The following is a 19,530-nucleotide window of genomic DNA, read 5'->3' as shown; positions in this document are numbered from 1 at the left end:
TACATGATGTCATTGAGAGTGGAAGTGAGAATTTAAAAATAATTCTTGCTTCCACTTTTTTTACATTTATGTGACAAGTTAAAGTATTACTAGTCCAGAGTAGCGTCTTGAAAATATAAATGATAATATTAAGTTATTAAAAGTAATAAATATTAATGATTATATTTTAAAATAGTGGTTAAGCTTACTTAGTTACTATATTTTCATTGTATAAATTGTATGTAAAAAAGTAATAGCTTTCTCATATATTTTAAGATAAAATTTTATTATCTAATTAGTTAGAATTTTCAAAATATAAAGGGGTGTTTCTTCTTTGAATCATATAAAAAAATTATTAGTAGCCAATCGTGGTGAAATTGCAATTAGAATTTTTAGAGCAGCAACAGAATTAAATATTCAAACAGTAGCAATTTATTCAAATGAAGACAAAAATTCATTACATAGATACAAAGCAGATGAATCATATTTAGTAGGAAAAGATTTAGGACCAGCCGAAAGTTATTTAAATATTGAGCGAATTATTGAAGTAGCAAAACGTGCAAATGTTGATGCAATACATCCAGGTTATGGTTTTTTAAGTGAAAATGAAGAATTTGCAAGACGTTGTAATGAAGAAGGCATAACTTTTATCGGTCCACATCTTGACCATTTAGATATGTTTGGCGATAAAGTAAAAGCAAGAACAACTGCAATTAAAGCAAATTTACCAGTTATACCAGGAACAGATGGACCAATTGAAAGCTTTGATGCAGCAAAGGCATTTGCTAAAGAGGCAGGATTCCCTCTGATGATTAAAGCCACAAGTGGCGGTGGAGGAAAAGGAATGCGTATTGTTCGCGAAGAAAAAGAATTAGAAGATGCCTTCCATCGTGCGAAATCTGAAGCACAAAAATCTTTTGGTAATAGTGAAGTATATATTGAAAGATATATCGATAATCCAAAACATATTGAAGTTCAAGTTATTGGTGATGAATATGGTAATATTATTCATCTATATGAGCGTGATTGTTCTGTACAACGTCGTCATCAAAAGGTAGTTGAAGTAGCACCATCTGTAGGATTGCCTAATGAATTAAGAGAACGTATTTGTCAAGCTGCATTACAATTAATGAAAAACATCAAATATGTTAATGCTGGAACAGTGGAATTTTTAGTATCTGGGGATGAATTCTTTTTCATTGAAGTCAATCCACGTGTTCAAGTAGAACATACAATTACAGAAATGATAACAGGGATTGATATAGTTAAAACTCAAATTTTAGTAGCAGATGGAGCAAGTCTATTTGATGAACGTATTGCTTTACCGCATCAAGAAGATATTCAAACGCTTGGATATGCTATTCAATGTCGTATCACTACTGAAGATCCTACAAATGATTTTATGCCAGATTCTGGTACGATTATTGCTTATCGCTCTAGTGGTGGTTTTGGTGTACGTTTAGATGCAGGAGATGGTTTCCAAGGTGCTGAAATTTCACCATACTATGATTCGTTATTAGTGAAATTATCTACTCATGCCATTACATTTAAACAAGCTGAAGAAAAAATGGAACGATCTTTACGTGAAATGCGTATTCGTGGTGTGAAAACAAATATTCCATTTTTAGTTAATGTCATGCGTAATGAGAAATTCCGAAGTGGAGATTATACGACAAAATTTATCGAAGAAACACCGGAATTATTCGATATTGCGCCTACATTAGATCGTGGTACTAAAACATTAGAATACATTGGAAATGTAACGATTAACGGTTTTCCAAATGTTGAAAAACGTACGAAGCCAGACTATGAATCAACTTCGATTCCACAAGTTTCTAAAAAGAAAATTCAAAAACTACATGGCACAAAACAATTACTAGATGAAAAAGGACCTAGTGGAGTTGCAAATTGGGTTAAAGCACAAGAGGATGTTTTAATTACTGATACTACATTCCGAGATGCACACCAATCTTTACTTGCTACGCGTGTGCGTACAAAAGATATGTTAAATATAGCTTCTAAAACTGCTGAAGTGTTTAAAGATAGTTTTTCTTTAGAAATGTGGGGAGGAGCTACATTTGATGTAGCCTACAACTTCTTAAAAGAAAATCCTTGGGAACGTTTAGAAAAACTTAGAAAAGCTATTCCAAATGTATTATTCCAAATGTTATTAAGAGCATCAAATGCTGTGGGTTATAAAAACTATCCTGATAATGTAATCCAAAAATTTGTAGATGAAAGTGCTAAAGCAGGTGTAGATGTTTTCCGTATTTTCGACTCATTAAACTGGGCAGATCAAATGAAAGTAGCAAATGAAGCGGTTCAAAAAGCAGGTAAAATTTCAGAGGGTACTATTTGTTATACAGGTGACATTTTAAATCCAGAACGTTCAAATGTGTTTACTTTAGATTACTATGTTAAATTAGCTAAGGAATTAGAACGTGAAGGCTTCCATATTCTAGCAATTAAAGATATGGCTGGTTTATTAAAACCTAGAGCAGCGTATGAACTTGTTGGAGAATTAAAAGCTGCAGTTAATTTACCAATACATTTACATACACATGATACGAGTGGAAATGGTTTATTAACGTATAAACAAGCTATCGATGCAGGTGTAGATATTATCGATACAGCTATTGCATCGATGAGTGGCTTAACAAGTCAACCAAGTGTGAACTCTTTATATTACGCCTTAGATGGATTTAAAAGAAATGTGCGCACAGATATTCAAGGTTTAGAAGAATTAAGCCATTATTGGAGTACTGTTCGTCCATACTATGTTGATTTTGAAAGTGATATTAAGTCACCTAATACAGAAATTTATCAACATGAAATGCCAGGTGGTCAATACTCTAATTTAAGTCAACAAGCTAAAAGTTTAGGTCTTGGTGAACGTTTTAATGAAGTCAAAGATATGTATCGTCGCGTTAATTTCTTGTTTGGAGATATCGTTAAAGTTACACCATCTTCAAAAGTGGTAGGAGATATGGCGTTATATATGGTACAAAATGATTTAGATGAACAATCTATTATTGAACAAGGTTATAAATTAGATTTCCCTGAATCAGTAGTGTCATACTTTAAAGGTGAGATTGGTCAACCAGTGAATGGTTTTAACAAAAAATTACAAGATATTATCTTAAAAGGACATCAACCGTTAACTGAACGTCCAGGAGAATATTTAAAACCAGTAGATTTTGAAGAGATACGAGAAGAATTAGTTGATAAAAATTATGGTGATGTTACTGAGCAAGATGTTATAAGTTATGTACTTTATCCAAAAGTATTTGATCAATTTATCCAAACTAGACAACAATATGGTAACTTATCATTACTTGATACACCGACATTCTTCTTTGGTATGCGTAACGGTGAAACAGTAGAAATTGAAATTGAAAACGGAAAACGTTTGATTATTAAGCTTGAAACAATTAGTGAAGCGGATGAAAATGGTAACCGAACTATTTATTACGTAATGAATGGTCAAGCACGTCGTATTATGATTAAAGATGAAAATATAAAAACAAATGCCAATGTAAAACCTAAAGCAGATAAGACAAATCCTAATCATATAGGTGCTCAAATGCCAGGAAGTGTGACTGAAGTTAAAGTTTCAGTAGGCGATGAAGTTAAAGTAAATCAACCATTATTAATTACCGAAGCAATGAAAATGGAAACAACAATTCAAGCTCCATTTAATGGTGTGATTAAAAAAGTTACTGTTAGTAATGGTGACGCTATTGCAACAGGAGATTTATTAATCGAAATTGAAAAAACTGAATAGGTATTAAATAGTTTAAAAGCATGAGATAGAAAGGAAAATGACATTCTATCTTATGCTTTTTTTGCATAAAAAAACGTTAGAGATTATATAAGTTTTACAATAACTCTAACGTTTTTAAAACTTTATCTAATTTTTGATTTTTCACTTCTAATTGAACGAAGCATAAGTAAAATAAAGTAGGCAATTAAACCAAATAGTATAGTAATACAAAGTGCGTGTATTAATGCAATGATTAAATTAACATGTGTTATCACAGACAATGCACCTGTAATCACTTGCAATATAATTAAAATAAATGCAGTAGTATAACCATATCTAATTGTACGATTCTCAGAATAATTTTTGATGGCATGAATAAATGTAATCATAATCCAGAAAAAAGTGATAAATGCCATACCGCGGTGTGCAAATTGTACCCAATCTTGTTCAGTATGTGGCACTAAATCATTAAAAGGTAAAGGCCAACTTCCATATGCTAGACTTGCTTTAGCATGGCGGACTAAAGCACCAGTATAAATAGTGACATAAACAACACCAGTCATAATCCATGTAAGATTGCGTAATGGTTTTTTAATGAATAATTCATCAGCTTCATATTTTTTATCCACTTCAAAAATAATTAACATTAGCACGAACACAGAAGAAAAACTGATTAATGAAATTCCAAAATGTAAAGCTAAAACGTAAGAATTTTGTTGCCAAATAACAGCTGCTGCACCAATCAAGGCTTGAATTAATAGGAAAGCAACACTAATAATTGCTAGAGGCTTAACCTCTCTGATATATCCTATATTTTTCCACACTGTAATGGCCAACCATAGAACAATAATTAATGACAAGCCTGATACAGCTCGATGACTCAATTCAATTATTGTAGCAATTGGCAAATTCTGAGGTAGTAAAGCGCCGTGGCATAGAGGCCATGAAGCACCACAACCGTCTTCAGACCCCGTCTTAGTTACTAAGGCACCTCCAAGTTGTACCAATGCCATAATAATCGTTGCTACGATTGATAACCATTTAAGGTTTCGTTTATTAAACAAGTTTAAACACCCCACCATTAATTCAGAATGTTTTGTAATATGACATACATTTACGCTCTGAGTATAATGCAAAATTAAAATTATAAATATCACAATTATTATACAACAATAATTAAAGACAAAAAATTAGTGAGTCAGAATGTCGTTAAAGTGTCACAATTTAAATAGATATAACCTAGCCTTTTATTAGTAATTGCTATATCATAGTACTATATGAAAATTTTAAGGAGGGGAACCATGAGTAAAGAACACACTCTATCGCAGCCATCAAGTAGAGTATCTTTTAAAGAACTACAACAAATTATTAAAATGGGCTTGGTACAGGGTAACTTAATTCCTGCTTTTGCAGGCGCTTGGTTAGCTATTGTAATGACAAATCATTCCTTCCTATCGTCAATACCTCAAATCTTATTAATGTTGATAGGTTCGACATTAATTATGGGTGGTGCTTGTGCATTAAATAATTATTACGATCAAGATATCGATAAAATTATGCCAAGTAAACAAAGTAGACCAACAGTAAACGATAGAATTTCAGATAAACATTTATTAATGCTAAGTTTCGGTATGATGTTAGTAGGAGAAGCATGTTTATTCTTATTAAATGTGCCATCAGGTGTTTTAGGACTTTTTGGTATAGTAGGATATGTATCATATTATTCAATCTGGTCTAAAAGACATACGACTTGGAACACGGTAGTAGGAAGTTTTCCAGGTGCGGTACCGCCTTTAATTGGGTGGGTAGCTATTGATGAACAAATAAGTCTTGTAGCTTTTGCATTATTTTTAGTTGTCTTTTGTTGGCAACCTATTCATTTTTACGCTCTAGCTATTAAACGTAGTGATGAATATTCATTAGCCAATATTCCTATGTTACCTTCAGTAAAAGGATTTAAACGTACAAGAGTGAGTATGTTTATTTGGTTAGTGTTTTTATTACCACTACCTTTCTTATTATCTAGTTTAGGCACTACGTTTGTTGTATTAGCAACTTTATTAAATATTGGATGGATTTTTGTAGGTTTAACAACATTTAAGAAAAATACTAATCAAACTAAGTGGGCAACAAAAATGTTTATCTATTCACTAAATTATTTAGTAGTATTTTTTGCATTAGTTGTTGTCATCTCTTTAATAAAAATGATTTAAAATATCTAAGTTAAATAAGGATGGAACATATGAGTTTACCAATTCTACCAACTATTAGTACAAGCTGTATCGTAATTAGTGCTATTTTAGTAGCGATAGGATGGTGGCAAATTGCACATCGTCATGTTAATACACATAAAAAAGTTATGTTATGGGCAGCATTTTTTGCATTAACGTTTTTTATCATCTACGCAACTCGAACAATATTTATAGGTAATACAGATTTTGGTGGGCCAGATTCTGTTAGAACATATTATAAAATATTCTTAATATTCCACATTAATCTTGCTACGATAGGTGGCGTATTAGGATTAGTTCAAATTATTACTGCATTTAAAGATAAATTTAAATGGCATAGAAGAATCGGACCTGTCGCTTCAATTATATGGTTCTTTACTGGAATTACAGGTGTTACAGTATATTTATTACTATATGTATTTTATCCAGGTGGAGAAACTACATCGGTGATTAAAGCAACACTAGGTTTATAACAATATTGAAATTTTTAAAGAAGGGCTCTGAGACTAAAACTGAAAAATTTTTAATACAAGCATATTTTCAATTTAGTTGCCGTTTGCCAATATATTAAAAAAGAGTACGGGACAAAAAGTTTATGGATAAGTGAAAAAAGACAATTTCTATTGAAATAATATAGAAATTGTCTTTTTTATAATTTTTTGATTTTTTTCAGTTCGTTGAACTGTTACTTTTCTCATATTAAGTGCCATTAGCACAAAATCTTAGTTCTCTTTTGTCTTTATTTATCCCTCGAACTGACATTCGAGTGAAACTCAAATTAGTCTTCATAAATCCAAAACAGTCTCCACATCAATTTTTCTTTGACTGTAGATGGCTTTTGTTTTTGTTCTGAAAATTTTTTATTAATTTGGGCTTTAAAATATTCCTAATTATAATTTTTCATTATTTTTTTTATTCGTTTTTGAATTGAATTTAAAAATGGTATCATCGTTCTTGTATTAATCGGATTTTGATACAATAAGACAAAATAAATTGGGAATTTGTCGCTATTTGTAAATGATATCCTGGATTGAGTTGTCCATTTTTCATATGATCTTCTTTCATTCTCATAAATGTGGCATCATGATCTGTTTTAGAATAACTATTTCTATCATTTAAAATAGATTTTTGGACTTCATATCTATGCTCTCGCTCAGAGCGCTCATTAATTTTCTTTTTGTATTATTTAATTTTAGTTCTTTTAAGCCGTATTTATTTTCTTATTTTAGTACATTTTTCATTATCGATATATTGGTTTAAATCTTCGATGTCTTTATCTAAATGACTATCAATCAAATCTATTTTTTCTTTTGTTAAGTCATTACCGTGACCTTTTTTAATCTCAGGTATGATTTTATTTGTTACCAATTCGTGATAGAGTGCTTTAGAATCTTCATTCATCTTTGTCTCATGGTTTTGAATACTCTTTTTCCATACAAATGTATATCGATTGGCATTCGCCTCAACTTTCGTACCATCAATAAAAATGGCCAAATCATCTATAAGATGTTGTTTCAAACAATGACTATGAAATTGAATGAATAATGATGTTAATAAAGCATCTACGTTTGGATTGACTCTAAATCAATTCATCGTTTTATAAGAAGGTTTTTGATTTTGTGATAGTCACATCATTCGGATGGTATAATGTTACCCCACGATGATGTCTGAATTCATCGAATTCAGTCTTAGGAATGATTTCTACAATATCATTTGTGGGAATAAGAATTGACGTTTCCATTAGTAGAGTCATGTTATATTCTTTATACATAAGACACCTCGTTAATTTAGTTTAGTGATATTTATTAAATTATACGAAAGTGCCTTACTTTTTTAGTATTTCAATATAAAATTATATATAAATACAAAGTATTTTGGCGAGACTCTTGAGAAAACAGGACAACCTGATGACTACAGGCTGAAGCTGTCCCCTAAGAAAGCAAGCCAACAATACGTAGTATTGTAAATAAAGAAGCCAGTAAATGAGTTTGTAATACACTCATTTACTGGCTATTTTGCTAGGAATTATATCCCAGCCTCCTCTTTTTTATAAATAGATATAACGTAATTTAATAATAAATCTGGAGTTTAGAAAACATGAATGGCTTGATTATTAAAATAGTTATTTTGTACAATATATATAATTCTAAAGAGGTGGGTGAGCAATGACAAAATTAGTAATCAAAGTGTTAGGAGTTGTATTTTTAATTACTTTCCTAATCTATTTATTTTACTCACCAAGATTAAAATTTGATGTTCTTGAAAATCCTAATAACAATAATAATATAAATCATACAAATCAAGTCTCACATTCTGAGAAAAAACAATCTGAAAACCCTTCTCCAAAAAGTGGAATAGGTACTTGGATAGGCAAAGATATTAATTATCTTACAAATAAATATGGACAAGCCAATCGTACTTATCCTGTTAAAGGAGGCTATACCGATTATATTTTTAAAAGAAAGCAACAGTATTATATTGTTACTACGAAACATGATGAAATTCATTCTGTTTATGGCACTGGAGAAAAAGCTCAAACTGAGTCATTAAAAATCAATGAAAATGCCTCACATATATTTGATAACACGAGTATTAATCCAGATCCTTCTTTTAAAGTGAATGGAAAGCAATATAATTTTGAGTTATCAGATGAAGATATTAAAACTCAAACTCTAATTAAATATGGTAATATTTATGCTCAGGTTTATGTAGATCAACAATCAAATCGAATTATGGGTATTCGATATCTAGATAAAGAAATGTTAGCATTTCTAAAACCTTATCAATTAACCGATGAAGAGGAAGTATCAGATAATAAATTTAAAAATGATAAAAATCATAAAGATTCATTACCATATGAACAAAGTCCAAATCAATTGATAACACTTTATGAAATTACTAATCAAATGAGAGATTTAAAACATATTCCACCATTGAAAGTAAATTCAGACTTAGCACATATTGCTTCAGTTAATTTATATGAAGCAACTGGTACAGAAGATGTTGAATTTACAGAAGACGCACTTAAGAGCCAACTTAATAATGAAAATATTGACTTTATATCTACAAGTCAAAATGTTGGTTATGACTTCGATGACGTGCCTACATTAATTCATAGTTGGATAAACTCAGATATGCACCGTTCAAGAATGTTAAATAAAAAGTATAATGAAATGGGTGGAGAAGTAATGAGAAATTATTATTCACTTATATTTGTACAAAAATAGGTTAAGGGGTGACGATAATGTATACTGAGGAAACATTATCAATTTTAGATGAAATTGAAGAATTATCAGATATGATTGTACAATCAAAAGTGTATTTTAATTATAGAGAAGCACAAAAAAAACTTGAAAAAGATGATGAAGCACATTTAATGTATCAAGCATTTTTAAAATCAAAAGAACGTTATGATGAAGTGATGCGTTTTGGTAGATATCATCCAGATTATCAAAATGTAATGTTAGATACACGTCGACGTAAACGAGCTTATGAAATGTTACCTAATGTAATGGATTATAAATCTAAGGAAGTACAATTACAAAACTTAATAGATGAAGTGTTGACTAAAATTGCGTTGTCTGTATCGGAGAATGTAAAGATTGAAGCGGGTAGTCCATTTTTTAAAGTGGATTCTAAGGGGTGCGCTACAGGAGGCACTTGTAATTGTAGCTTATAAATAGGGATAAGAGTGAGTCATTCAGAGTTTGAGTTACAAATTGAGAGATAAACGTATTTTTAATTTTAATTAGTGATGGTCCATATATTAAAAGAGTCTGAGACAATTATGAGTATGTCTCAGACTTTTCTATGCAGTTATTTATGATTGTATTTAATTTGAGGTATGTGGGGTTAGTTGTGATTTAAATTGTTTACCTAAATCAGGACGATCAGTAACAATAGTATGAACACCTTTTTGATATAAATCATACATTAAATCAACACTATTGATTCCATAATAACCTGGCACAATATTTAATATGTTAAGCCATTGAATAAAGTGAGTTGATGATAATGGAATGCCTTTAAATTTCAGAGGCATTTGAAATGTATCAGCTTGAGGATGATAATGGTAACCTAAGCCTAAAATAAATTTAACAACACCTTCAGTCACTTCAGATTGACTTGCGCCAGTAGCAATCTCTCCATTGCTTAATGCTCTAAAACGTTCATTTTGTTTTTTATGAAAACTTGTTACAAGCACGCGTTTCTCAGCATGATGATGTTTTATAATATCATATATTTTTTTAGGAGCAATAGATCCTTCATAACTATTTGGAGTATCTTTTAAATCTACATTGATATATTTGCTTGGATACATTTCCAATAGTTCTCCAAAAGTTAAGATTTTAGCTTGTGGATGACCTCTGTAAATATGTCGACCATTGATATCAGTAAAATGAAATCCAGCATCTAACTTTCTTAATTCTTTTAATGTGTAATCACATACTTTTCCTGAACCATTAGTAGTGCGATCGACTGTAGCATCATGAAAAACGATTAGTTCTTCATCTTTAGTTAGTCTCACATCTGTTTCAAAGCCATCTAAACCATAATCAACCGCATTATCGAAAGCTAATTGTGTTTGTTCTGGTCGAACTGACATTCCGCCCCTATGTGCAAAAATATAAGGTGTTGGTCCATTAAAAAAATGAGGTATGTTTTTAAGCATTTTAGGATTTTGATTTCTTTTTAAAAGCAATAAACTACTTAATATCCCCATGCTAGTTATACTCAAATTTAAAAAATTTTTCTTAATATATTTCAAGATATAACCTCCTAAAGTTCATTTAAGTTTAATTATTAGAGAAATGGTTTCATTGAAAGTTAAGTGTTGAGATATTCAATGTATTTTATAAAATTATCAGTCATGGTATAGTAATTATGCATAATAAATGGAGTGAGTGAAATAATATGGAATTAATTCCAAGAGTTAGCTTAATTATTTACTTAAAGCATATTAAGCACGAAAGACAGATACGTAAATATGGACATATCGTATACACTAATAAACCGCGAAAGTATGTAGTAATGTATGTTAATGAACAAGAAGTAGACGATATTCTTCAGAAATTAATGAAATTAAAATACGTCTTACATATTGATGGATCACCATACAAAAACTTGAAAAAAACATATGATAAAGAAAAGCATGAAATGCTTTAAGATTTATTAAAAAATTGTTATTGCATCGGGGGAATCCAATTTTGTAAACGAAGTACGCTAATTAAATATTTAAAATATAAGTCATTCGTATGAAATGCATTTGGCGGTTGAACATCGATGCCAATAATAGGAATGTCATACGATTGGGCTTTTTCATTAATCATATCAAATTTTTTATTACTATTTGGATATGGATATTTTAAAGCATCTAACATCATATACATGGCTTGAAATTGTTTGCCAGTCGTAGGATTCATAATAATTGCTACTGATGATAATTGTTTATCTGATTGTGGTGTATGGAAATAGACTATTTTGTCTATTCTTGCATGATTATATTCAATAAGAGTAAGAAATTCGAATAAATCTGTAAGTCCTTCTCCTAAAATAATAAATGATTGTTTCATAAATATTTAATTCTCCTTTTTCAAAACAAATTATAGTAAATAAATGAATGAAATGGAAGTGAAAGTCAAAATGAGAGTCATTGCTGGAAAACATAAAAGTAAACCATTAGAAAGTTTAGAAGGACGTAACACTCGTCCGACAATGGATAAAGTTAAAGAAGGTATGTTTAATAGTTTACATGAAGTATACGGCTTAGGTTTAGATTTATTTGCTGGTAGTGGTGCTTTAGGAATTGAAGCACTATCTAGAGGTATGGAAAAAGTCATATTTGTAGACCAAAACTTTAAAGCAGTTAAAGTCATTCAAGCTAATTTGAAACAATTAAATTTAGAGGAACAATCAGAAGTATATAAAAATAATGCAAATAGAGCGTTAAAGGCTATCAATAAAAGAGAAATTCAATTTGATTTCATTTTTTTAGACCCTCCTTATAACAAAGGGTTGATAGACAAGGCACTAGAACAAATTTCTAAGTTTAATTTATTAAAAAAACATGGTATTATCGTTTGTGAGTTTAGTAATCAAGAAAAAATCAATACATATGATTTTGAAGTGATTAAACAATATCATTACGGTTTAACTGATACTTTGTTATTAAAAAAAGGAGAACACAATGACTAAGACAAAAGCAGTCATTCCAGGTAGCTTTGATCCTATTACTTATGGACATTTAGATATTATTGAAAGAAGTGCTGATCGATTTGATGAGCTTCATGTGTGTGTATTAAAAAACAGTAGCAAAGCGGGTACATTTTCTATTGAAGAACGGATGAAACTAATACGTGAATCTGTAAATCATTTGCCAAATGTGAAAGTGCATAATTATAATGGCTTACTTGTCGATTTTTGCAATAAAGTAGGCGCTAAAACAATAATTCGTGGCTTAAGAGCGGTGAGTGATTTTGAGTATGAATTACGCTTAACTTCAATGAATAAAAAATTAAATAGTGATGTTGAAACCATGTACATGATGACAAGTACAAACTATTCATTCATTAGTTCAAGTGTTGTAAAAGAAGTCGCTCAATATAAGGCAGATATTTCAGATTTTGTACCTAGTAACGTTGAAAAAGCATTAAAAGAAAAATTTAAAGATTAAAAAATGAGCGTATAGAACAGAAATGTTCCATACGCTTTAATTTAATTATTTAATCTAATGACAGGTGTATTAAAATCATTTTTCTTTTGACCTGATAATAAGTTATAAATATCGATAGCTTTAATTTCATTTTTAAAAAAATGAGCAGATGTTTTATTAATATTAGTGATGAATTGACGCTCCGGAAATTTGGTTTTTAATTGTTTTAGATAACTTTGTCCGCGACGATTCATTCCTAAAATTCTTACAGCTGAAATGGATTGAATATAATCTTCTTTTTTAACATTTAAAAGAATTTGCATAAGTATACGTTGTAAATGAGTATAGGTAAAACGTTTTGTTTTAATTAAAGACATAAATGATTCAAAAGAGGTTGCTTGATTAATATATTTTTTCAAACGATGCTCTAATCCTTCAGACATGGTGTATATATGAGCTAATTCATGAGTTGAATGACTTAAGATACGATATTTAATAAAGCTAAATGTATCCTCTTTAGTTAAATGAGGTGTTGTATAAAGCGCTTTAATAGAAGGAGGGACAACTGCAGTCCACTGATTTTCTTGAGTTATTAACGCCTGTCTTATTGCAGAACCACTTGCAAATGGTGATGTTTTAATTGTCACATCATGATGATGGGCATGTACACGTTGAACAGCAAGTCCTTTTAGATGAGGTGCAAATTGCTGTATAGCTTTTAAGTAAGTGACTGCTAAAATATTATTAGGCAATTTTAGTAAAGTATCTTCGCTAATTAAATCATTTATAATTTTTGCATAACTGTTACCTTCTTTTATTTTTTGATTAAAAATTGGACTATGTTCTAAATTGATAATTTCATTAGCGACGTTTTTAAGACGGGTGATATCAGGTGTTTCACTTCCAAAAGCAATAGTATCAACATCTAGATAATGAGCAACTTGAATAGCTATTTTCGCAAAATAATCACTTGAAGAAAGACTAGCGATAAGAGGTAATTCAACAACTAAATCGACATTTGACAGTGCCATTTGCGTACGTAGAAATTTGTTATAAATAGCAGGTTCACCCCGCATAACGAAATTACCACTCATGATTGCAATAGAAACCTTTGCATTGGACTGTAGTTTTGCTTGTTGCGCATGATATGCATGGCCATTGTGAAATGGATTATACTCTGTAATCAATCCAACACTTTTCATTTGCAATTCATCCTTTCAGTATTCATTATTAGTATTGTAACAGATGATAAGTTGTTAAGAAAAAATCTTGACAACTTTTAATAGTAAAGTTAAAATAAATTTTGTGTTTGTTAGAGGTGAAGCCATATGAAATGGTCAATAACGCAATTGAGAAAATATCAAGGTAAACCTTTTGAATTCAATGAAAAGGCGAACTTTGACGATTTAATAGAACCTTTAGGTCTGATTGATTTATCAGAGATTAATATCGAAGGTGAATTAACCATAAAATCAAATGAAGTGATAGCAGATATGCATGTTACTGGTATGTACACTATGCCTTGTGCTCGTACATTAGTGCCTGTAGATGTGCCACTTGATGTCAGAACTTCCGAAGTATTTGATTTAGAAGGTTATAATAGTTATACCGAAGAAGAAGTAGATGAAGATGAACATTATCATCTTGCTACAGATGGTATGATTAATATCCGAGATATTGCTAAAGAATTGGTTATTATTGAGAAGCCAATGCGTGCATTTTCTAAGAATAGTGATCAAATGCTTACAGAAGGTAACGGTTGGGAAGTTATTGATGAAGAACAAGCGCTTGAGCTTGAACACTCTAAAGATAATGACGATTCCCAAACACGCCAAGTTGATCCTAGGCTTCAAAAATTACAACAGTTATATGATAAAGAGTAATAGCAGGTTGATTTAATTTATAGTATAATAATTAAATGACCGAATACTTGAGATTATGTGTTTTAATATTAAGGAGGATATATCATGGCAGTACCAAAAAGAAGAACGTCTAAAACTAGAAAAAATAAACGTCGTACTCATTTCAAAATTTCAGTACCTGGTATGACTGAATGCCCAAACTGTGGCGAGTACAAATTATCTCACCGCGTATGTAAAAACTGTGGTTCTTACAATGGTGAAGAAGTCGTTTCTAAATAATTTATATCTATTTAAAAAAGGTGGAATACGAATTCATTATGAATTCTATCCACTCTTTTTTTATATTATCTCAATCTATACCATTGCTATCAAAAATAATTTGGAGAGAATATTATGGAACAGATTACTTCAACGCAAAACAATAAAATAAAATTAGCAAATAAACTGAAAAAGAAAAAAGAACGCGATAAAACAGGATTGGCTCTCATCGAAGGCATACATTTAATTGATGAAGCATTTAAAAGTAATATGATAATTAAACAATTATTTGTAATTGAGCCAGAAAGAACAGATTCTAGACTTTTAGAGTATGCAAAAGAAGCTTATGAAATTAATATGAAAGTAGCTGAATCATTATCAGGGACTATTACACCGCAAGGTTTTTTTGCAGTCATTGAAAAACCTAAACATGATATCTCAAAAGCGAAACAAGTGTTATTACTTGATCGTATACAAGATCCTGGTAACTTAGGCACGTTAATTCGTACAGCAGATGCTGCGGGTATAGACATGATTGTAATGGAAAAAGGTACAGCAGACGCATACCAAGACAAAGTAATGAGAGCAAGTCAAGGAAGCGTATTTCACATTCCTATTGTCACAACAGGATTAAATGAATTTATTGAACAATTTGATGGCCCAGTGTATGGTACAGCCTTAGAAAATGCGGTATCTTATAAAAATATCGAATCACAAAATACATTTGCCTTATTACTTGGTAATGAAGGGGAAGGTGTCAATAAAGAATTATTAGCCCATACCTCGAAGAATCTTATTATACCTATATATGGTAAAGCAGAAAGTTTAAACGTGGCAATTGCCGGAAGTATTTTGCTTTATCATTTGAAAGGTTGACCTTTTGATTTAAAATCGACTATACTTAATTGTACACAAATTTAAAATGATATTTTATTTAAAGATAAATATAAACCGATAAAAAGACGTAAACTAAATGATTCATTGCACAGGGAAAGTAAGCGTGACTGAAACTTACTTCAATATACATTAGTTTTTTTCACCTTTTTGGTTACTTAAAGAAATTTAAGTCGGAGTGCATCTTCGTTAACAATGCTAACAAGTGTATGCTTAGACATAAATTTGGGTGGTACCACGGAAGACTTTCGTCCCAGTTATTTAGGGATGAAAGTCTTTTTTTTATTTAATAAAGTAAATTTTATGATAAATAGAAAGTATGAGGTGTAAGTCATGACTCAAAATGATTCAATGACAGAATTAAGACAACAAGCTTTAGTAGACATTAACGAAGCGCAAGATGAACGTGCTTTACAAGATGTTAAAGTAAAGTACTTAGGAAAAAAAGGTTCTGTAAGTGGTTTGATGAAAAATATGAAAGATTTGTCAAATGAAGAAAAGCCAGCTTATGGTCAAAAAGTAAATGAGTTAAGACAAGCGATTCAAAAAGAACTTGAAGAAAAACAAGAATTATTAAAACAAGAAAAGTTAAATCGGCAACTTGCTGAAGAAACAATTGATGTAACATTACCTAGCCGTCAAATTAATATTGGCTCAAAACATCCATTAACTAGAACAGTTGAAGAACTTGAAGATTTATTCCTTGGATTAGGATATGAAATTGTTGATGGATATGAAGTAGAGCAAGATTATTATAACTTTGAAGCTTTAAATCTTCCTAAATCACATCCAGCACGAGATATGCAAGATAGTTTTTATATTACAGATGAGATTTTAATGCGTACTCATACGTCTCCAGTACAAGCACGTACAATGGAGAAACGTCATGGTCAAGGACCAGTAAAAATTATTTGCCCTGGTAAAGTGTATCGACGAGATTCAGATGATGCTACACATAGTCATCAATTTACACAAATTGAAGGTTTAGTGGTAGATAAACATATCAAAATGAGTGATTTGAAAGGAACACTAGAGTTGGTGGCTAAAAAACTATTTGGTGCTGATCGTGAAATTCGATTACGCCCAAGTTATTTCCCATTCACAGAGCCATCAGTAGAAGTAGATGTTTCTTGTTTCAAATGTAAAGGTAAAGGATGTAACGTATGTAAATATACTGGATGGATCGAAATCTTAGGCGCAGGTATGGTACACCCTAATGTTCTTGAAATGGCCGGTTTTGATTCAAATGAATATTCTGGCTTTGCATTCGGTATGGGACCCGATCGTATAGCAATGTTAAAATATGGAATCGAAGATATTCGTCATTTCTATGCAAATGATGTACGATTTCTTGATCAATTTAAAGCTGTAGAAGATAGAGGTGAAGCATAATGTTGATTTCAAATGAATGGTTAAAAGATTACGTAAATGCTGGCGTATCTGTTGAAGACTTAGCTGAGCGTATTACACGTACGGGAATTGAAGTAGCAGATATTATAGATTACTCAAAAGATATTAAAAATTTAGTGGTAGGATATGTAAAATCTAAAGAAAAACATCCAGATGCAGATAAATTGAATATATGTCAAGTTGATATTGGTGAAGGAGAGCCAGTTCAAATTGTTTGTGGGGCACCAAATGTTGATGAAAATCAATATGTGATTGTAGCTAAAGTAGGCGGACGTTTACCTGGAGGTATTAAAATAAAACGTGCCAAATTACGTGGAGAACGTTCAGAAGGTATGATTTGTTCCTTACAAGAAATTGGCATCTCAAGTAACGTTGTACCAAAAGACTATGAAAATGGCATCTTCGTATTTCCTAATGAAGTGACACCGGGAACTGATGCATTAGACGCACTATATCTTAATGATCAAATCATGGAATTTGATTTAACACCTAACCGTGCAGACGCATTAAGCATGGTAGGAACTGCATATGAAGTTGCAGCATTATATCAAATTGAGATGACTAAACCAAAAATAACGCTTAACGAAGCAGAGACTTCAGCAACAGATGAGTTATCAGTGACAATTGATAATCCAGAAAAAGTTCCTTATTACAGTACAAGAGTTGTTAAAGATGTGAGAATTGAACCATCACCTATTTGGATGCAAGCACGTTTAATTAAAGCTGGTATCCGTCCAATTAATAACGTAGTTGATATTTCTAACTATGTACTACTCGAATATGGCCAACCACTCCACATGTTTGATCAAGATCATATTGGTTCTAAAGATATTGTTGTACGTCAAGCAAATGAAAATGAAACAATAACAACATTAGACGATACTGAAAGAACACTTATTGATACAGACATTGTTATCACAAATGGTAAAGAACCTATTGCATTAGCGGGTGTTATGGGTGGAGACTTTTCAGAGGTTACTGATCAAACAACAAATGTCATAGTAGAAGGTGCAATTTTTGATTCTGTATCTATTCGCCATACATCACGTCGTTTAAATTTACGAAGTGAGGCTTCAAGTCGTTTTGAAAAAGGTATTGCAACAGAATTTGTTAATGAAGCAGTGGATAGAGCTTGTTATTTACTTGAACATTATGCTTCAGGTAAAGTTTTAAAAGATAGAGTAGCACAAGGAGATTTAGGTTCACTTGTTACGCCAATTAATATTACTGCTGAAAAAGTAAATCAAACGATTGGTTTTAATTTATCAAATGATGAGATTAAAGTTATTTTTGAACAATTAGGGTTTAAAACCCTTCAAAATGACGATATTTTAACAGTACATGTACCTTCACGTCGTAAAGATATTTCAATTAAAGAAGATTTAATTGAAGAAGTAGCGAGAATATATGGGTATGATAATATTCCTTCAACTTTACCAGTATTTGATGATGTGACTAGTGGAGAATTGACAGATCGTCAGTATAAAACACGTACAGTAAAAGAAACACTTGAAGGTGCAGGATTGAATCAAGCTATCACATATTCACTCGTATCTAAAGAACACGCCAAAGATTTTGCATTACAAAAACGTCCTACAATTAGTTTACTCATGCCGATGAGTGAAGCGCATTCTACATTACGTCAAAGCTTATTACCACATTTAATTGAAGCGACAGCTTATAACGTAGCACGTAAAAATAAAAATGTAAGATTATATGAAATTGGTCGTGTGTTCTTTGGTAACGGTAAAGATGAATTACCTGATGAAATAGAATATTTAAGTGGTATTTTAACTGGAGAATATGTGGTTAACACTTGGCAAGGAAAAAAAGAAGAAATTGATTTCTTTATTGCTAAAGGTGTCGTCGATCGAATTGCTGAAAAATTAAATTTAGACTTTACCTATAAAGCTGGCGAAATCAGTGGTCTTCACCCAGGTAGAACTGCTATCGTTTCTTTAGCAGGTAAAGAAATAGGGTTTGTAGGAGAATTGCATCCTCAATTAGCAGCTGAAAACGATCTTAAACGAACATATGTCTTTGAATTAAACTATGATGCAATGATGCAAGTGGCTGTAGGTTATATAAATTATGAACCAATTCCAAAATTCCCTGGTGTGTCAAGAGATATCGCTATGGAAGTAAAACGTGACATACCTTCATCAGAATTATTAGACATCATTCATGAGAATGGAGAAGATATTCTTAAAAATACACTTGTATTTGATGTGTATGAAGGTGAACACTTGGAAGAAGGTAAAAAATCAGTAGCCATTCGTTTGAATTATTTAGATACTGAAGATACGCTTACAGATGAACGTGTCTCTAAAATTCATGATAAAATTTTAGAAGCATTAAAAGCTAAAGGCGCTACAATTCGATAATAAAAATAAAGAAGAGGCTGGGACATAATTCCTAAAAAATAGCCAGTAAATGAGTTTTTTATAAATTCATTTACTGGCTTCTTTATTTACAATACTA

At 31.1% G+C, this 19,530-nt stretch carries 17 protein-coding genes and 1 pseudogene; 13 read left to right on the top strand and 5 right to left on the bottom strand.

Annotation, left to right across the window (positions count from 1 at the left end):
- Positions 1-313 precede the first annotated feature (313 nt).
- Positions 314-3,763: a pyruvate carboxylase gene (locus AC2FB1_RS03185; protein WP_490673838.1), complete on the top strand. Its 3,450-nt coding sequence runs from the start codon at positions 314-316 to the stop codon at positions 3,761-3,763.
- A gap of 122 nt (positions 3,764-3,885) precedes the next feature.
- Here the strand turns inward: AC2FB1_RS03185 and AC2FB1_RS03180 are convergent, their stop codons facing one another.
- Positions 3,886-4,806 (bottom strand): COX15/CtaA family protein, encoded by a 921-nt coding sequence (locus AC2FB1_RS03180; protein ID WP_490673837.1) that lies wholly within the window; start codon positions 4,804-4,806, stop codon positions 3,886-3,888.
- A gap of 237 nt (positions 4,807-5,043) precedes the next feature.
- Between AC2FB1_RS03180 and cyoE the strand changes: the two genes are divergently transcribed.
- On the top strand, positions 5,044-5,955 hold the full coding sequence (cyoE, locus tag AC2FB1_RS03175) for a heme o synthase (RefSeq protein WP_490673836.1): 912 nt from the start codon (positions 5,044-5,046) through the stop codon (positions 5,953-5,955).
- Between the two features lie 29 nt (positions 5,956-5,984).
- A complete protein-coding gene (locus AC2FB1_RS03170; RefSeq protein ID WP_490673835.1) occupies positions 5,985-6,446 on the top strand; it encodes a DUF420 domain-containing protein in 462 nt (153 codons plus the stop codon).
- Between the two features lie 94 nt (positions 6,447-6,540).
- Here AC2FB1_RS03170 and AC2FB1_RS03165 read toward each other — a convergent pair.
- Positions 6,541-7,744 (bottom strand): annotated as a pseudogene (locus AC2FB1_RS03165) (transposase).
- Between the two features lie 394 nt (positions 7,745-8,138).
- Here AC2FB1_RS03165 and AC2FB1_RS03160 point away from each other — a divergent pair.
- Both AC2FB1_RS03160 and AC2FB1_RS03155 read left to right on the top strand, forming a co-directional pair.
- Positions 8,139-9,200: a CAP-associated domain-containing protein gene (locus tag AC2FB1_RS03160; RefSeq protein ID WP_490673834.1), complete on the top strand. Its 1,062-nt coding sequence runs from the start codon at positions 8,139-8,141 to the stop codon at positions 9,198-9,200.
- Positions 9,201-9,217: 17 nt separating this feature from the next.
- Positions 9,218-9,652 carry a YlbF/YmcA family competence regulator gene (locus AC2FB1_RS03155; protein ID WP_490673832.1) on the top strand — a complete coding sequence of 145 codons (435 nt, stop codon included), beginning with the start codon at positions 9,218-9,220 and terminating at the stop codon, positions 9,650-9,652.
- Positions 9,653-9,805: 153 nt separating this feature from the next.
- Here AC2FB1_RS03155 and AC2FB1_RS03150 read toward each other — a convergent pair whose 3' ends face one another.
- On the bottom strand, positions 9,806-10,741 hold the full coding sequence (locus AC2FB1_RS03150) for a lysophosphatidylglycerol phospholipase D (protein ID WP_490673831.1): 936 nt from the start codon (positions 10,739-10,741) through the stop codon (positions 9,806-9,808).
- 146 nt (positions 10,742-10,887) lie between these two features.
- Here AC2FB1_RS03150 and AC2FB1_RS03145 point away from each other — a divergent pair, with 146 nt between their 5' ends.
- Positions 10,888-11,139 carry a DUF2129 domain-containing protein gene (locus AC2FB1_RS03145; protein WP_490673830.1) on the top strand — a complete coding sequence of 84 codons (252 nt, stop codon included), beginning with the start codon at positions 10,888-10,890 and terminating at the stop codon, positions 11,137-11,139.
- Positions 11,140-11,156: 17 nt separating this feature from the next.
- Here AC2FB1_RS03145 and AC2FB1_RS03140 read toward each other — a convergent pair whose 3' ends face one another.
- Positions 11,157-11,546, bottom strand: a complete 390-nt coding sequence (locus AC2FB1_RS03140; RefSeq protein ID WP_490673829.1) for a DUF7147 family protein — start codon at positions 11,544-11,546, stop codon at positions 11,157-11,159.
- A 70-nt stretch (positions 11,547-11,616) separates the two neighbouring features.
- On the opposite strand from AC2FB1_RS03140, the gene rsmD reads away from it, so the two are divergent.
- Both rsmD and coaD read left to right on the top strand, forming a co-directional pair.
- Complete coding sequence (gene rsmD, locus AC2FB1_RS03135; protein WP_490673899.1) at positions 11,617-12,168, top strand: 16S rRNA (guanine(966)-N(2))-methyltransferase RsmD; 552 nt, start codon at positions 11,617-11,619, stop codon at positions 12,166-12,168.
- The gene (gene coaD, locus AC2FB1_RS03130; protein WP_490673828.1) at positions 12,161-12,646 is read left to right on the top strand and encodes a pantetheine-phosphate adenylyltransferase; all 486 of its coding nucleotides are present in this window, start codon (positions 12,161-12,163) and stop codon (positions 12,644-12,646) included. The genes rsmD and coaD overlap by 8 nt, the downstream gene beginning before the upstream one ends.
- A 41-nt stretch (positions 12,647-12,687) precedes the next feature.
- Here coaD and AC2FB1_RS03125 read toward each other — a convergent pair whose 3' ends face one another.
- Entirely contained in the window at positions 12,688-13,827 is a 1,140-nt protein-coding gene (locus AC2FB1_RS03125; protein ID WP_490673826.1) for a nucleotidyltransferase, read from the bottom strand.
- Between the two features lie 126 nt (positions 13,828-13,953).
- Here AC2FB1_RS03125 and AC2FB1_RS03120 point away from each other — a divergent pair, with 126 nt between their 5' ends.
- From AC2FB1_RS03120 to pheT, 5 genes are all read left to right on the top strand, one after another.
- On the top strand, positions 13,954-14,508 hold the full coding sequence (locus tag AC2FB1_RS03120; protein ID WP_490673824.1) for a YceD family protein: 555 nt from the start codon (positions 13,954-13,956) through the stop codon (positions 14,506-14,508).
- Between the two features lie 84 nt (positions 14,509-14,592).
- The gene (gene rpmF, locus AC2FB1_RS03115) at positions 14,593-14,766 is read left to right on the top strand and encodes a 50S ribosomal protein L32 (RefSeq protein ID WP_001830121.1); all 174 of its coding nucleotides are present in this window, start codon (positions 14,593-14,595) and stop codon (positions 14,764-14,766) included.
- 114 nt (positions 14,767-14,880) lie between these two features.
- Positions 14,881-15,621 carry a TrmH family RNA methyltransferase gene (locus AC2FB1_RS03110; protein ID WP_490673823.1) on the top strand — a complete coding sequence of 247 codons (741 nt, stop codon included), beginning with the start codon at positions 14,881-14,883 and terminating at the stop codon, positions 15,619-15,621.
- 351 nt (positions 15,622-15,972) lie between these two features.
- Positions 15,973-17,031: a phenylalanine--tRNA ligase subunit alpha gene (gene pheS / locus AC2FB1_RS03105; RefSeq protein ID WP_490673822.1), complete on the top strand. Its 1,059-nt coding sequence runs from the start codon at positions 15,973-15,975 to the stop codon at positions 17,029-17,031.
- Positions 17,031-19,433, top strand: a complete 2,403-nt coding sequence (pheT, locus tag AC2FB1_RS03100) for a phenylalanine--tRNA ligase subunit beta (protein ID WP_490673821.1) — start codon at positions 17,031-17,033, stop codon at positions 19,431-19,433. Before pheS ends, pheT begins: the two co-directional genes overlap by 1 nt.
- Positions 19,434-19,530 lie beyond the last annotated feature (97 nt).

The sequence above is a fragment of the Staphylococcus sp. CoH_129_LAB_1 genome (genome assembly GCF_058191515.1).
Note: the sequence above shows the minus strand (reverse complement) of the source record. Positions and strands in the feature narration are given on the sequence as shown.